Genomic DNA, 15,284 nt, shown 5'->3' with positions numbered 1-15,284 from the left:
TGGGATGGTGGGCGGTGCCGGCGCGGAGAGGGGTTTCCCGAGTGGGAGCTGGTAGGCCCTGGCGGGGTGTGCTGGTCACCATCGCCACGCCGTTTCGCGCCGACCTGTCGGTCGACTTCGACCGGCTTCAGGAACACGTCCGTTGGCTCGCCGCCGAGGGGTGCCACGGGGTCGCGCCGTGCGCGTCGATGGGGGAGTACCAGGCCCTCTCCGACGACGAGCGGGCCGCCGTGGTCAAGGCGACGGTGGAGGCCGCGCCGTCGGGCTGCGCGGTGGTGCCCGGCGTCGGCGGCTACGGCAGCAGGCAGGCCCGCCGCTGGGCGGAGCAGGCCGCCGAGGCCGGCGCCCACGGCGTACTCGCGCGGCCACCCGACGGGCCCGCCGCCCGCGTCGCCGACGTGGTCGCCCACTACCGGGAGGTGGCGGCGGTCGGCCTGCCGGTGGTCGCCCACAACGAACCGTACGACACCCGGTTGGACCTCACGCCGGACCTGCTGGCGACCGTCGCCGAGATAGACGGGGTCGTCGCGGTCAAGGAGGTCAGCGGCGACGTACGCAGGTTGCACCGCCTGCGGGATCTCTGCCCGCACGTCGACGTGCTGGTCGGCGCGGACGACGTGGTGCTCGAACTGGTGCTGTGCGGCGCCACGGGATGGGTCGCCACCCTGCCCAACGCGCTGCCCCGCCAGGCCGTGCGTCTGTACGAGCTGTGTGTCGCCCGCGACCTGGGCCGGGCGCTGCCGCTCTATGCCGAGCTGCACCCGATACTCGGCTGGGCCTCCCGGCCGGAAGCCGTGCAGGCCGTCAAGCTCGCGATGGAGTGCGCCGGGCGGTTCGGCGGGCGGTGCCGCCCACCGCGCGGACCCCTGTCCGGAACTGCCGCCGACCGGGTGCGCCGGGACGTGCTGCGGGCCCTCACGGCGACGGCCGAACCGGCTTCCGGGGCCGGCCCGGGCTGACCCACCGGTGGCGTCGGTCCTTCAGGTGTCGGAAGTCGCCGGCCCACCTGCCGACATCTGCACGGTGACCGGCACCGGCCCGTACTCCTAGATTCGCTGCGCGGCCTGCTGACAGGTGTTCCGCCATACCCCCCACCGGGACGCCAGCGCCGCGTTTCCCCGACGAGAGGTGGTTCCGTGCACCGTGCTACCCCCCACCGAACCCGGCTGAGACGGGCCGTGCTGGCCGCGGCCGTGGTGACCACGCTCGTGGCGACCGGGGCGGCGCAGGCCGCCGCGGCCCCGGCCAACCCGGCCGGCGGCACCGCGCCGTTCCAGGTCCTCGACCCGCAGGCCTGGCAGAACCCGGACACGATGACGTGGAACGACTACAAGGCCGTGCCCGGCAGGAACTGGGCCGACCCGAGCGTGTCGGGTTCGATCCGCAACTTCAAGATCGCCCTGGTGGCGCTCGACTATCCTGACGAGACGTTCGCGGTCTCCCAGCGGGCCCGCTCGACGGTCTTCGGCAACCCCCAGTCCGTCGCGACCAACATTCCCCGGGCGGACGTCCCGAAGTTCTACCAGGACTTCCTGAACACCCCGAACACCCTCAACAAGGGCCACACCCTGCACGAGTACTGGATGCAGGACTCCAACGGCCGCTACGGCGTCGACCTCACCGGGTTCGGGCCGTACCAGATGCCGGCGAAGTCCTACCAGTACGGGCTGGACAACGGGTTCAACCCGGGCGCCTGTCCGAGCGGGGACGTGTGCGGCAAGAACATCCGCACCGACGGCCTGGGCGCCTGGCGGGCGGCCGTCGGCGAGGAGGTCGCCAACCAGTACGAGCTGGTGTTCATCCTCAGCGCCGGCCAGGACGAGTCGTCGACCTGGCAGGAGTTCGGGCAGATGATCTTCCAGAACAAGGAGGACGTGCCGGACGCCTGGGGCCCACCGGACCCCAACCTGCCGAACTGGGCGAAGACCCGCTACGTGGACTGGACCTCGTGGAAGGCGGCGGCGACACTGTGGCCCAACGCCGGCGGCGGCTCGTCGACGCAGGGGGAGAGTTCCGGCATGGGCGTCTACGCCCACGAGTTGACCCATCTGCTGGGCATCGGCGACAACTACAACAACCCGTACGGCGAGCCGCTGCGCAGGGCGTACACCGGGATCTGGAGCATGATGTCGCGCGGGTCGTTCAACGGCCCGGGCGGTCCGCACACCCGCTGGCAGATCCCGCCGACCAACGGCGGCTCGATGGGCTCGCTGCACACCGTGCGGGACAAACTCAAGATCGGCCTGCTCGGTGAGGAGCACGTGCTGCGGCTGTCGCGGGAGGCGCTGGCCTCCTCGGGCATGGTGGTCGCGCAGGTCACCTCCCGGGCGGTCGACGCCGGCCCGAAGGGTCTGAGCGGCGTGAACATCGCGCTGAACAAGGACCTGTCGCCGACGTGTGGGGTCAGCACCGACCCGCTGTGCGACGGTGGCAACTTCAACAACTACACCGTCGAGGTCGTCGACCGGATGGGGGCGGACTCCTTCACCCCGGACAGTGGCGTGTTGCTGAGCAAGACGAAGAACGCCGACAGCGCGCCGTTCCAGTGGGTGGTGGACGCCAATCCGCAGGACATCGACATGATCGACTTCTACCGGCCGGACGGCACCCCGCAGAAGATCACCATGGGTGACTACCGGCAGCTCTCCGACGCGCTGTTCCACGCCGGCGCGGACACCGGCAGCCAGTACGAGTACGTCGACGAGGCCAACCGGCTGCACTTCTACGTCATCGACCTCAAGCGGGACTCGGCCGGCTCGCTCTCCTACACCGTGGCGGTGCGTTCGCTGGACGGCACCGGCGGGCCGAGCAGTCACGACGTGCTGCTGGGCAAGGGCGAGGTGACCGGCGGCGGCAAGCCGACCAACCGCGGGGTGACCTGCTCGTTCGAGCTGACCAACACCGGTTCGTACTCGGCCGGCGGGCAGCAGCACCCGGAGAACGTCAGCGCGTACCTGAAGTCGGACGTCTACCGCCTGTCGGCGGAGGTGGCCGGCAAGGGCTGGCGGGCCTGGCTGCCCAACCAGCTGGCCACCGCGCAGTTCGGCAAGGCCACCACGGTCACGGTGTCGGTGGGTGCCACCGCCGCAGCCGCGGCCACCGGTTTCGTGAAGCTCACCGCGACCTCGGAGAGCGACCCGACGAAGACGGTGACCAAGCAGTGCCGGGTCGAGAAGTCCTGACCGGCGCCCGAGGTTGACCCCGATCCTGCCGGGTCCGCGGCGGCCTGCCGCCGCGGACCCGGCAGGCGGGCGAGAGGAGGATGACGTGCGGCGAGGCATCGTGACGCTGCTGCCCCTGCTGCTAGTCGGCGCGAGCGGTTGCGGCGCTGGCGGTGGCGCTCAGGAGGCGGTCTCCCCGACGACCGTCCGGGTCCTGGTTCGCGACATCAACATCCGGGCCGCGGGCGTGGACTGCGCCGGCACCGGTCCGTACCAGCACTTTCACAACCGGGCGCCGTTCCGCGTGCTCGACCCGGACGGGGCGGCGCTGGCCAGCGGGCAACTGCCGGCGGGAACCGCAGTGGCCGCCTTCGCCGAGGACCTGGGCGTCGAGCGCCTGCCCACCTACTGCGAGTTCGCCGTTCCGGTGCGGGTGCCGCAGCGGGTCTCCTACCGGTTGGAGGTGGACGGCCGTCCGGCGCTCGACCTGACGCCGGACAGCAGCGAGGGCCCGGCGCTGGTGGCGGTGGTGCCGTCATGAGGCGGGCACTGCTGCCGCTGGTGCTCGCGGCGGTGCTGCTGGGCGGATGCAGCACGCCCGACCCCGAGCCCGCGCCGGCGCCCGCTGGAGGGGCGGCGACGCTGCCCGGGCCGGTCCCCGCCGACCTGGCGTTGCGCCCGGCGCCCGGCACCGCCCCGGCCGCCCCGGCGTTCACCGGCGCGCTGACCGACGGCACCCCGTTTGCCGCAGCCGAACTGTGGGCGCAGCGTCCCGTCGTGCTCACCTTCTTCAGCTCCTGGTGCACCACCTGCGCCAGCCGCCAGGCCGCCCTCAGTGAGCTGGCCCGCAACTATCGCGACCGGGTGGTCTTCGTCGGTGTGGCCGGCGCGGACCAGGGCGACGAGGTCCAGGACTACCTGCGCGCGCACCGGGTGGAGTATCCGGTCGTCCTGGACGACGAGAAGACGGTCTGGCGTTCGTACGCGGTGCGGGAGCCGCCGGCCGTGGTGCTGGTGGCCAAGGGCGGCGCCCTGCTCCGCGGCTGGCCGGGTGGCCTGGACGCCCCGACACTCGACCGGTGGCTACGGGAGCTGGTGCTGGCCGGCCCGCCGTAGTCCCGTCGCCGCGGTGTGGCCCGCGTCGAACCACACCCGACGAAGTTCCTACACGTGCAGGTGGTGGCACCGGCCACCGGCTCGTAGCGTACGCAGCCTCGGACACATCAAGGAGAATGCATGCCTACAGTGGGAACGCGCTGGCGCACTGGCGTGGCCGTACTGTCCGCGACGGTGCTCGCCGCCCTCGGCGCGGCGCCGCAGGCGCTGGCGGCGGACAGCCCGCCGTCGATCGTCGTCCAGGACGGCGTCACCCAGCCGGTGTTCGGCTACGCCGACGCCATTCGGGAGCGCCTCTTCATCGACTCCACCTTCGACAGCGACAAGGACGGTCTGCGCGACATCATCGCGTTCGACCTGATGCGGCCGGCGGCCACCGCGCAGGGGCTCAAGGCCCCCGTGGTGATGGACGCCAGCCCGTACTACTCGACGGTCTGCCGAGGCAACGAGTCCGAGTGCAAGGCGGACCTCGACGGCGACGGGCTGCTGGACAAGTGGCCGTTGTTCTACGACAACTACTTCGTGCCGCGCGGCTACGCGGTCATCCTGCTGGACATGGTCGGTACCAACAACTCCACCGGCTGCCCGACCACCAACGCCAACCAGGACAACCTGAGCGCCAAGCAGGCCGTCAACTGGCTCAACGGCCGGGCCACCGCCCGCAACGCCGCCGGTGAGATCGTCAAGGCGGACTGGCACAACGGCAAGACGGGGATGATCGGCAAGTCGTACGACGGCTCGCTGGCCATGGCCACGGCGGTGACCGGTGTGCAGGGCCTGACCACGGTCGTGCCCATCAGCGGACCGACCGAGTACTACGACTACGTGCGCAGCAACGGCGTGGTCACCCGTGGCAACAGCTACGTGGCGTCGCTGGCCAACACGGTCACCAACCCCGAGCGCCGGGACTACTGCAAGCCGGTGCGCGACGCGATTGGCGCCGCCGACGGCGACGAGCACGGCGACTACACGGCCTTCTGGAACGAGCGCAGTTACGTCAAGAAGGTCCCCAACGTCACCGCCAGCGTGCTGCTTTACCACGGCCTCAACGACGACAACGTCCGGCCGGACCACTTCAGCAAGTTCTGGTACGCCCTGGCGGAGAACAACGTGCCGCGCAAGCTGTGGCTGTCGCAGGAGGGCCACGTCGACCCGTTCGACTCGCGCCGCGCGGTGTGGGTGTCGACGCTGCACCGGTGGTTCGACTTCTGGCTGCAGGGCGTCGCCAACGGCATCATGGATGAGCCGCGGGTGGACCTGGAGCGGTCCGCCGACGTGTGGGAGACCCACGCCGACTGGCCGATCCCCGGCAAGGCCGACACGGAGGTGTTCCTCCAGCCCGGCGCCACCGGCGCGGGCGGTCTCGGGCTGGTGCCCACGGCGAAGCCGGCGACCGGGTCGTTCCAGGACAGCCGCACGCAGAGCCAGAACACCATGATCCTCGACCCGGACGTGGTGCAGCCCAACCGGCTGGCCTTCCTCTCCGCGCCCCTCTCCGCGCCGCTGCACATCTCCGGCACACCGACCGTGCAACTGCGGGCCTCCGCCGACCAGACCGACACCAACCTCGGTGCGATCCTGGTCGACTACGGCACCGACGAGCGGGTCGCCCACCGGGCCTCCGGCGAGGGAATCATCACCCTGACCACGGAGGACTGCTGGGGCGAGAGCAGCCCGACCGACGACGGCTGCTACAAGCAGACGGCGAAGCGGGTGGCCACGGCCGACTACGAGCTGGTCACCAAGGGCATCATGGACGCCCAGAACCGGCAGTCGATCCGCGTCGCCGTGCCTCTGGTGCCGGGGGAGTCGTACAACTTCAGCTTCCCGCTGCTGCCGGAGGACTACGTCTTCAAGCCCGGCCACCGGATCGGTGTGATCATCGTGGCCAGCTACCCGCAGTACTCCAGCCAGGCGGACACCACCGCCGCGAACCTGCAGGTGGCACTGAAGAGCAGCAACATCGTCCTACCTGTGGTCGGCGGCACCGCGGCCGCGCACGCCGCGGGCCTCTGACCCGGACGGCCGCTCGCCGAGCCTGGCGAGCGGCCGTCCTTACCTCCGTTCAGTCGCGCTCAGCAGCGGCCGAGATCCTCCCACTGCTGGGTCCAGCCCGGCTCGGAGCCCTGCGTCCAGTACCGTGCCCGCCACAGGTGCTTGCCGTCACCCGACGACGGACCGCTCGGGTCGCCGTACTTGCTCTTCTCGTGCTTCACGGTCTGGCCGCCGGTGTAGGCCGTGGTGAAGGCCCACTCCGGCGCGGTCGCACAGGTGCCGGCCGGCGGCGGCGTGGTGGGCGGAGTCGTCGGCGGGGTGGTCGGCGGCGTGGTCGGTGGGTTCGTCGGGTTTGAGCAGGTGCCCGTCGTGGCGACGGTGTCCGCGAACGTGCTGCCCGCCGACCGGTACGCCGTCGTCTTCGACGTCACCTGCGCCGGGGTCAGGACCTGGTTCTTGGCGAACAACACCCAGTCGACCTGCTGGGTGTAGGTGCTCAGCCCGCCGGTGTGGGCCGTCGTGTCGATGAACCAGAGGTTCCAGTTGATCGTCATGGTCTGCCGCGGGTAGAACTTGCCCGAGTGGTCGCCCACCTGGACGCCGTCGATGTAGTAGATGACGTGTCCGTTAGCGACGGTCGCCACCAGGTCGTGCCAGCCGTTGAGACTGCTGCGCTGCTCCGAGTGCACGTTGTCCGCGTACCAGGGGTCGTTGCGGTAGGTGTACCAGGTGGTCTGGTAGTTGATCGGGCCGGTCTCGCCCCACCCACCGTTGGGCAGGTACTCGGAGATGTCCAGCTCGCTGTAGGTGGGGTCGAGGTCACCGTTCAACGGACTGATCGTGAAGAACGTCTGGTTGATGTGGTCGCCGTCGTTGCCGCTGGTGGGGGTGTCGGTGAAACGCACCCGGCTGGCGTACGTGCCCTCGAGGTAGCGCTTCTGGGTGCTGTAGAGCTCCGCCTGGTTGGTGCCGGCGCCGGTGCCGTCGGTCGAGGCGGTGAGCTGCATGACCTTCTGGCCGCTGACGCTGGGGAAGGTGATGCTGTTCGGCGACCAGGTCGCCCCGGGTACGCCGGGGCCGCCGGAGTAGCTGCGCGGGGTCCAGCCGTGCGCGGTCAGGGAACTGTCGCTCGACGATGTGTAGGAGAAGTCGTCGAACAGGTAGCCGCACTCGGCGGCGGAGGCACTCGGTGCGCTGGCGAAGACCGCCAGCGTGCCGAGCAGGGTCGCTACTCCCGCGAACCCCATCAATCTACGTCTGTCGATGGACATGAGTCGGGTCCTCCGATGGGTGGGGGTGGAATGGGGACCTACTTGACCGCGCCGGCGGTCATACCGGCGCGGATGTGCCGTTGGAACGCGACGTAGGCGACGAGCACCGGCAGCATGGCGATGGTCAAACCGGCGAACAGGCCGCTCCAGTCGCTGCGATACCCCTGGCTGACCGACAGGGCGGCCAGACCCTGCGCCAGGACGTACCGGTCCGGGTCGGGATTGAGAACCAGCGGCAGCAGGTACTGGTTCCAGAGCCCGAGGAAATTGAAGATGCCGACCGCCACCAGGCCCGGCCGGGCCATCGGCAGCATCACGCGGAAGAACACCCCGCCGTGCGAGCAACCGTCGATGAAGGCCGCCTCCGCCACCTCGGCGGGCAGCGTGCGGAAGAACGCGTGCAGGAAGAAGACCGTGAAGGGTACGGCGTACGCCGCGTAGACCAGGATCAGACCCCGGTACGTGCCCAGCAGCCCCAACTGTTGAACGACGAAGAACAGCGGCACCAGTGCCAGGAACACCGGGAAGAACATCGCCGCGACGAAGGTGTAGTAGATCAACCGGTTGCCGCGGAACTCGTAGCGCGCCAGGGCGTAGGCGACCAGCGCGCCCAACAGCATGGTCAGCACGAGTGCGCCACCCACCACGACGACGCTGTTGAGGAAGTAGCGGCCGATGCTGGCCTGCGTCCACGCCCGTGACCAGTTGTCGAACTGTGGCGCCGCGGGCAGGGACCACGGTTCGTTGAGGATCTCGGCATCGGTCTTGACGGAACTGACCACCGCCCAGATCAGCGGCAGCGCGGTGACGACGGCCCAGGCCAGCATGGCGAGGTGCACCGGGAAGGCGGCTCCGGAGCGCCGGACGCGGCGTCCCGGGGCGGGCCCTGCGGCGACCGCCGTCGATCGCTCACGTGTCACGGTCATGCGGATCCTCCCTCGACATGCCCTCCTGGCCCTTGCCGCGCCGCGGTGCAGTCGGTCATGCCAGCTCCAGCCTCTCCCTGCGGCCCGACCGCAGCGCCAGCACGGCCAGGGTCAGCGTGGCGAAGAACAGGGCGACCCCCATGGCCGAGGCGTAGCCGAACTTCCCGTACTGGAAGGCGTTGCGGTAGAGCGACAGCCCGATCACCTCGGTCGCGCCGTCCGGTCCGCCGGGCCCGACGGTCATCACCTGGACGACGGCGAAGGCGTCCAGCGCCGCGATGCCCAGGTACACGAACGCGACGTGCACGCTCTCCCGCACCAGCGGAAAGGTCACCGTGCGGAAGGTCGCCCAACCGCCGGCTCCGTCGAGCAACGCCGCCTCGAACAGCTCCCGCGGAATGCTGTCGATCGCCGCGCTGAACAGCACCACGTAGAAGCCCACCGACGACCAGACCAGGACCGCCATCACCGCGACCAGCGCCAGGGACGGCGACGCGAGCCAACTGCGGGTCAACCCGTCCAGGCCGACCGACCGCAGCGCCCCGTTCAGCAGCCCGTTGTTGGGGTTGTAGACGAACCCCCACAGCACCGCGATGACCACCAGGGACAACAACTGCGGAAAGAAGTAGACGATCTGGTACGCGCCGGAGCCCGCGATCCCCCGTCGTCCACCGCGGCCACCGAGGTGCATCATGCTCGCCAGGAACAATCCGATGCCGATGGTCACCAGTGGCACCACGACCAACATCACCGCGTTGTTCCGGACCGCGTGCAGGAACAGGGAGTCGCCGCCGAGGCGGGCGTAGTTGCCCACCCCGACGAAACGCGCCTCGCCGGCGACGCCGGTCCAGTCGGTCAGCGACAGGTAGAAGGCCTGCGCGTACGGCGACAGCACGAACACGGCGTGCAGCACCAGCGCGGGCACCAGCGCGCCGGCCAGAAACCGCCACCGACCGTGTCTCATCAGCGGGTGTACTTCTTCACCGTGGAGTCCTTGGCCAGCCCGTCGGCCGCCCTCTGGATCCGGGCCGACCACTGGGCGGCGGTGATCCGCCGGTTCACCAGCTCGCCGGTGGCGTCGTCGACGGCCTTGGCCAGCGGGGCGTACCAGGTGCGGAAGCGGTAGGTGAAGGTCTCGGTGCCGGCCGCCTTGACCGCGTCGCGCACCGAGCCGAGGCCGCTGCTCAGCGTGAGACCGTCGGTGGCCCCGGCCACGGCGGGCAGGGTCCCGGCGGTCTCAGCGAACGCCTTCGCCGACTGCTTGGAGAACAGGATCCGTAGGTACTCCATACCGCCGGCGGGATTCTTGGCCTTCGCCGGTACCAGGAACGACTCGCTGCTCGCCGCCTGCACCGCCGTCTGCTTCAGGGCGTCCGCCGTCGTCCGCGACGGCACCGGACCCATCACCATGTCGAAGTTCGCCGGCGTGATGCCCTTCTGCTCGCTTTCCAACCAGGAACCGCAGGGAATGAAGGCGGCCTTGCCCTGCGACCAGGCCGCCTGCGCCTCGGTGTGGGACAGCGCCTCGGAGCCGGACATGAGGTAACCCCTGCCGGCCAGCTCGGCGAAAGCCTCGGCCGCGCCGATCAGGCCCGGCGCCTTCCACGCGTTCGGCTCGAGGTTGTCCACGGCCTTGATCAGCGCCGGCCCGCCGGTCTTGGCGGCCATGCTGAGCAGCGGGTCGTTGATGTACTCCGGGTACTTGCCCTGGTAGGTCCAGGGCGCGATGCCGGCCGCCTTGATGGTCGCGCAGAGCGTGAGCATGTCGTCCCAGGTCGTCGGGAAGGTCCAGCCCTTCGCGGCGAAGAGCGGCTTGGAATACCAGAGACCCCAGACGGTGTAGGTGAAGTTGAGCGTCAGCGGCACCGTGTCGAACGTGCCGTCGTCGACCACGCCGGGCAGCAGCGTGTCGCGCACCGTCCTGCCCGGGTCGTCGTACGCGGGAGCGTCGAGCAACTGGCTGAGATCGCTGACCTGCTTGGCGGTGACCAGCGTGGCGATGTCGAGGCGGCTGGCGCCGGTGTTGTCCACGACGTCCGGCGGGGTGTTCGCGACGAACCGGGGCTGCAACGCCTCGCCGATCTTCTGAATGCCCTGATGGTCGATCTTCGCGCCCGCGTACCTCTGGGTGTAGAGCGCCTCGGCGCGCTTGGCGTACTCGTCGCCGTACCCACCCTTGAAGATCACGACCTCGAGTGGCGCGTCCGCCTTGACGCCCAGTGGGTTGTCGGCGCTCTTGCTACCGGTGTTGCCGGCGGCCGGGTCCTCGTCGTCGCTGCCGCCGGTCACGCAGGCGCTCAGCAGGGGCAGCGCGATGCCGGCGGTTGCGGCCGCGCGCAGCACGGTTCGTCTCGTGGGGTACGGTCCGGACAGGGGTGAACGGTTCATCAGCTGGGCCTTTTCCCTATGCGGTACGTCGGATGCGCCCGGCGTACCGCGCTTCGATGAGTTTGTTGTGCTCCCGCCCGCCCGGCACGTTGTCGGACAGATAGACCGGCGGGGTGACGCCGAGCGCCAGCAGCCGCGCCACCACCTCGGTGACGATCTGCTGGGCCAGCAGCGCTGCGGTGATCGACGAGACCGCCCCGACCGCGCCACCGCCGTAGTCGAGGGCCGCGTCGCCGTACGGTGCGCCGTTGTCGAGTACGAGGTCGGCGAGGTCGGCGAGCTTGAGCCCGCTGTCGTGCCGCGACTCGACCCGGGCGGAGTGCTCGACCGAGGTGATCGCGATCAGCGCGTGCCCGCGCTGCTTCACCAGGTGTGCCATCTCCACCACGGCGCCGTTGACGCCGGAGTTCGAGGCGATGACGAACGCGTCGTCGGGCTTGATCGGGGCGAGTGCGTAGAGGCGGTGCGCCACATCGGGCGTGCGCTCCAGCTGCGGGTCACTGAGAACGCTCGTGGGTTCGCCGCCGTACAGGACGATGTCGCGGAGGGCGATCCTGTTGGTGGGCACGAGACCGCCGGCCCGACCGGCGATCTCCATGGCGAGTGCCTCGGAGTGTCCGCAGCCGAACGCCTGGATCACCCCGCCGGCCTGCAGCGTCGCGGTCAACAGATCGGCGGCCCGCGCCACCCGGTCGCCCTGCGTGGTGCCGACACGTTCGATGGCCTTGGTGATGACCTCGACATAGTCCGCGCTTGTGATCGTCACAGCGGCTTTTCCTTCCGTGCTCGCTTGCGGTTCGCATTGGTGTCCGGCATCCGGTGTGCGTCGACGGCCCGCACGGTGAGTTCGAGAGCTTCGGCGGTGCGCTCGTAGGTGCGCTGTGCCACGGCGACGTAGATGAGGTCGAGGATCAGTAGCTGCGAGTGCAGCGCGGAGAGGGCTGCGAGGCGGAACGTGGTCTCGTGCACCGAGGTGGTGAAGACGACGTCCGCGACCTCGGCCAGTGGTGAGCGGGCGTACGAGGTGACCGCCACGGTCAGCGCGCCGTGATCGGCGGCCTCGGCCAGCATCTCGATCGCCTCGCGGGTTCGACCGGAGTGCGACAGGCTGATCGCGACGTCGCCCGGCCCGAGCAGCGCGGCATTGGTGAGGGCGGTGTGTGTGTCGGCGCGGTATCGCACCGGGATGCGGATGCGCTCAAGTCGAAAGGCCATCTCGCTGCCGGCGGTGCCGCTGCTGCCCAGCCCGAAGATCTCCACCCGGCCGGCGGCGGCGATCGCGGCCGCCACCCGTTCGACCGCGGCCGTGTCCAGGCCGGACGCGGTCGCCTGGATGGCCCGGGTGTCCGCCGCGGTGATCACGTCGAGGACGCTGACGATCGGGTCCTCCGGCGCGATGTCCCCGGAGATGTCGGTCTCCCAGCGTGCCTGCTCGGCGCGCCCGGTCTCGGTCGCCACGGCCACGCGCAGGTTGGCGTACCCCTTGAAGCCGAGTGCCCGGCTGAAGCGGGTGACCGTCGCCGTGGAGGTCCCGGATCGTTCGGCCAGGTCGACGATGCTGGCGTGCGCCGCCGTCTCCGGATCGTCGAGGATGGCCTCGGCGATCTTCGCGAGGGCCTCCGGCATGGTCGGCCCCTCCATCCGGAGCCGTACCAGCAGCCCACCACTCTCACCCGTCACCAGTGATCATCCTTTTCGTCGAGTAGCTATGAAGATGAAAATTACGACCACCCGACTGCCTAGTCAACAAGAATTTTCCATGCTTCGATGTGTGGCATGGTGCTCGTACTGGGTGTTGACGCCGGTGGCACGGCGTCCCGGGCGGTCCTGGCGACCCGGGACGGCACGGTGGTGGGCCGCGGCTCAGCGGGCCCGGGCAACCCGACGGCGGCGGGGGCGGCAGCTGCCCGCTCGATCGGCGCGGCGGTGCGCGAGGCCCTGGGGGAGCACGACCCCGCAGTTGTGCGCAGCGGCGTCGCGGGCATCGCCGGCGCGGGCATCATGGCGGTTCCAGAGATCACGGCGGCCTTCACCGCCGAGTGGGCCCGATGCGGGCTGACCTGCCCGGTCACCATGGTCGGAGACGCGGTGACGGCCTTCGCGGCAGGCACGTCGGCGGCCTCGGGAGCAGTGCTCATCGCCGGCACCGGCGCGGTCGCCGCCCGCATCGACGACCGGCGCGTCAGCCACACCGCCGACGGCCTCGGCTGGCTACTGGGAGACGAGGGCTCGGGCCTGTGGCTGGGCCTGCAGGCGGTTCGCTCGATCGCCCGGGCCTGGTCGGGTCCCCCGGTGGCCCCCGGGCTGGCGGCCACGATCGCGGCGCAGGCCGGCGTGACCACCTGCGACGAACTCGTGCACTGGGCCGGCCGCCAGCAGCCGGCGGCATTCGCCGCGCTGGCACCACTGGTGTGCGCCCACGCCACGGCCGGCGACGCCCTCGCCGAGCGACTGACCGTCCAGGCCGCCACTCGACTGGTCGCCACGCTCGGTGAGTTGGGCCCACCGGACGGCCCGGTCGTGCTCGCCGGTAGCCTCCTGACCAACACCACACCCGTGCGAACGGCAGTCCTGGCCACCCTTTCCGGCCCGGCCGCGACCGCCCGGGACCCGGCCATCGGGGCCGCCTGGCTCGCCCTACGTCACATCACCGGCCGGGAGGAGGCGGCACGCCTGCACCACCGCATGCTCCGACCCGATCGGGCAGCGTCCCCGACCGGCCACTGACGGACCGCCGCGCGGGCGGCAAGTAGCACGACGCCTACCTGTCGCAGGGGACCAAGTTCTGGTTCGCCGGGCCCCCGGCGGCCGGAAGACCGGCTGGCGGTGGGCCCGGCGCCGTCACCGGTCAGCGGCCCTGCAGGCGCTTCACGTTGTCGCCGAAGGTCCACCCCTTCGACCCGTCCCAGTTCGCCGACCAGGTCATCAGGCCCTTGAGGCCGGGCACGGAGTTCCAGGCCTGCGTGACCAACGACGTCGACAGGTAGCCACCGCCCGCCCCGTTCTGCGCCGGCAGGCCGGGGACCTGCTTGTCGTACGGCACGCGGATGGTGGTGCCCTGGATGGTCAGGCCGTTGTTCAGGCACTGAGTCTGCACCGTGAAGCCCTGCACGGTGCCCGCCGGGTACGAGTCGCCGGCGCAGCCGTACATGCTGCCGTTGTAGTACTGCATGTTCAGCCACCAGAGCCGGCCGTTGTCCACGTACTTCTTGATGATCGGCAGGTACGAGCCCCAGATCGAGCCGTAGACCACGCTGCCGCCGGTGACGTAGGCCGTCTCCGGTGCCATGGTCAGGCCGAAGTTCGACGGCATCCGGGCGAGCACGCCGTCGATGATCCGGATCAGGTTGGCCTGCGACGTGGACAGGGTGTTGATGTTGCCGCTGCCGGTCAGGCCGGTCTCGATGTCGATGTCGATGCCGTCGAAGTGGTAGGTCGTCAGGATCGGCACGATCGTCGCGATGAACCGGTCGGCGACCGCGGTGGAACTCAGGTCGATGCCCGCGGCGGCCCCGCCGATCGACATCAGGATGGTGGCGCCGGCCGCTTTGGCCTGGCACATTTCGGCCGGGGTGGCCACCTTCACGCCAGCGTCCATTCCGTTTTCCCAGAGGACCGTGCCGTCCGAGCGGATCACCGGGAACGCCGCGTTGATCACGTTGTAGCCGTGCTGGGTGAGCCGGCTGTCGGTGATCGGGATCCAGCCGAGGCCGGGGTGTACGCCGTTGGAGGCGCCGTCCCAGTTCTCCCAGTAGCCCTGCAACACCTTGCCGGCGGGCCGCGACTTCACCGCGCAGGTCCCACCGGTGGGCGGCGGCGTGGTGGGGGGAGGTGTGGTCGGTGGTGGAGTGGTGGGAGGCGGGGTCGTCGGTGGTGGCGTGGTGGGCGGCGGGGTGGTTCCCGAGCACGCGCCCAGGTCGCGCCACAGCGACGGGGTCGCGGCGGGGTTCCAGCCGGCGCCGGGGTGCGCGGTGTGGGTGACCAGCGCCTGGTAGAGCCGGCCACCATAGGTGACCTGGGCGCCCGCCTGGTAGGTGCTGCCCTCGGCCCAGGCCGGGGCGGTGCAGGCGACCATCGGGACGGCGTTGGCCGAGGACACGGCGGCCATGCTGCTGGGGACGAAGGCGACGGCGGCCGTGACGGCCATCGCCGCCCCGGCTACCACTGCGAAAATCCGACGGCTTCTCATGGCTCACTCCCCAGGCGTCGACGACCCGCGTCCTCCACATATTGACGTTCGTGAAGTTTAATATCAAGGGTTGTTTACAGATCCCGGGAAGTTGGGGGAGCGCGAAGGCCGGTATGCGCGGGGCGACACGGGGCCCTTCGGACGTCGCCGGTTCGGAGCGCGCCGAGGGTGAGCGAGTCGTAACGTCCCGCCCCGTCCCGATCCCGTGATACGAAGAGTGCGACGAAACGGGTGAGGC

General features: G+C 70.3%; 13 protein-coding genes. 6 read left to right on the top strand and 7 right to left on the bottom strand.

The features are described from left to right. Window positions 1-41 precede the first annotated feature (41 nt). The 5 genes from ACIBD9_RS20345 (at window position 42) to ACIBD9_RS20325 (ending at window position 6,293) form a co-directional block, all read left to right on the top strand. Entirely contained in the window at window positions 42-959 is a 918-nt protein-coding gene (locus ACIBD9_RS20345; RefSeq protein WP_396719742.1) for a dihydrodipicolinate synthase family protein, read from the top strand. A 177-nt stretch (window positions 960-1,136) separates the two neighbouring features. Beyond that, window positions 1,137-3,182, top strand: a complete 2,046-nt coding sequence (locus tag ACIBD9_RS20340; RefSeq protein ID WP_396719740.1) for a M6 family metalloprotease domain-containing protein — start codon at window positions 1,137-1,139, stop codon at window positions 3,180-3,182. Between the two features lie 85 nt (window positions 3,183-3,267). After that, the gene (locus ACIBD9_RS20335; RefSeq protein ID WP_396719738.1) at window positions 3,268-3,702 is read left to right on the top strand and encodes a hypothetical protein; all 435 of its coding nucleotides are present in this window, start codon (window positions 3,268-3,270) and stop codon (window positions 3,700-3,702) included. After that, window positions 3,699-4,277, top strand: a complete 579-nt coding sequence (locus ACIBD9_RS20330) for a TlpA family protein disulfide reductase (protein WP_396719736.1) — start codon at window positions 3,699-3,701, stop codon at window positions 4,275-4,277. Before ACIBD9_RS20335 ends, ACIBD9_RS20330 begins: the two co-directional genes overlap by 4 nt. Window positions 4,278-4,397: 120 nt before the next feature. Continuing rightward, on the top strand, window positions 4,398-6,293 hold the full coding sequence (locus tag ACIBD9_RS20325) for a CocE/NonD family hydrolase (RefSeq protein WP_396719734.1): 1,896 nt from the start codon (window positions 4,398-4,400) through the stop codon (window positions 6,291-6,293). A 59-nt stretch (window positions 6,294-6,352) separates the two neighbouring features. Here ACIBD9_RS20325 and ACIBD9_RS20320 read toward each other — a convergent pair whose 3' ends face one another. The 6 genes from ACIBD9_RS20320 to ACIBD9_RS20295 form a co-directional block, all read right to left on the bottom strand. Next, on the bottom strand, window positions 6,353-7,519 hold the full coding sequence (locus ACIBD9_RS20320) for a glycosyl hydrolase (RefSeq protein ID WP_396719732.1): 1,167 nt from the start codon (window positions 7,517-7,519) through the stop codon (window positions 6,353-6,355). Window positions 7,520-7,581: 62 nt separating this feature from the next. Further along, entirely contained in the window at window positions 7,582-8,469 is an 888-nt protein-coding gene (locus ACIBD9_RS20315; protein WP_396719730.1) for a carbohydrate ABC transporter permease, read from the bottom strand. 55 nt (window positions 8,470-8,524) lie between these two features. Continuing rightward, the gene (locus ACIBD9_RS20310) at window positions 8,525-9,433 is read right to left on the bottom strand and encodes a carbohydrate ABC transporter permease (RefSeq protein WP_396719728.1); all 909 of its coding nucleotides are present in this window, start codon (window positions 9,431-9,433) and stop codon (window positions 8,525-8,527) included. Then, window positions 9,433-10,857 carry an N-acetylglucosamine/diacetylchitobiose ABC transporter substrate-binding protein gene (gene ngcE / locus ACIBD9_RS20305; protein WP_396719726.1) on the bottom strand — a complete coding sequence of 475 codons (1,425 nt, stop codon included), beginning with the start codon at window positions 10,855-10,857 and terminating at the stop codon, window positions 9,433-9,435. The genes ACIBD9_RS20310 and ngcE overlap by 1 nt, the downstream gene beginning before the upstream one ends. Window positions 10,858-10,873: 16 nt before the next feature. Further along, entirely contained in the window at window positions 10,874-11,623 is a 750-nt protein-coding gene (locus ACIBD9_RS20300) for a sugar isomerase domain-containing protein (protein ID WP_396719724.1), read from the bottom strand. Continuing rightward, entirely contained in the window at window positions 11,620-12,537 is a 918-nt protein-coding gene (locus tag ACIBD9_RS20295) for a MurR/RpiR family transcriptional regulator (RefSeq protein ID WP_396719722.1), read from the bottom strand. Before ACIBD9_RS20295 ends, ACIBD9_RS20300 begins: the two co-directional genes overlap by 4 nt. A gap of 96 nt (window positions 12,538-12,633) precedes the next feature. Here ACIBD9_RS20295 and ACIBD9_RS20290 point away from each other — a divergent pair, with 96 nt between their 5' ends. After that, the gene (locus tag ACIBD9_RS20290; RefSeq protein WP_396719720.1) at window positions 12,634-13,584 is read left to right on the top strand and encodes an N-acetylglucosamine kinase; all 951 of its coding nucleotides are present in this window, start codon (window positions 12,634-12,636) and stop codon (window positions 13,582-13,584) included. Window positions 13,585-13,705: 121 nt separating this feature from the next. On the opposite strand, the gene ACIBD9_RS20285 is transcribed toward ACIBD9_RS20290, so the two are convergent. Next, window positions 13,706-15,046: a carbohydrate-binding protein gene (locus ACIBD9_RS20285; protein ID WP_387174998.1), complete on the bottom strand. Its 1,341-nt coding sequence runs from the start codon at window positions 15,044-15,046 to the stop codon at window positions 13,706-13,708. Window positions 15,047-15,284 lie beyond the last annotated feature (238 nt).

This window comes from Micromonospora sp. NPDC050784 (genome assembly GCF_044456765.1).
In the GTDB taxonomy this organism is placed as follows: Bacteria; Actinomycetota; Actinomycetes; order Mycobacteriales; family Micromonosporaceae; genus Micromonospora; species Micromonospora foliorum.
Note: the sequence above shows the minus strand (reverse complement) of the source record. Positions and strands in the feature narration are given on the sequence as shown.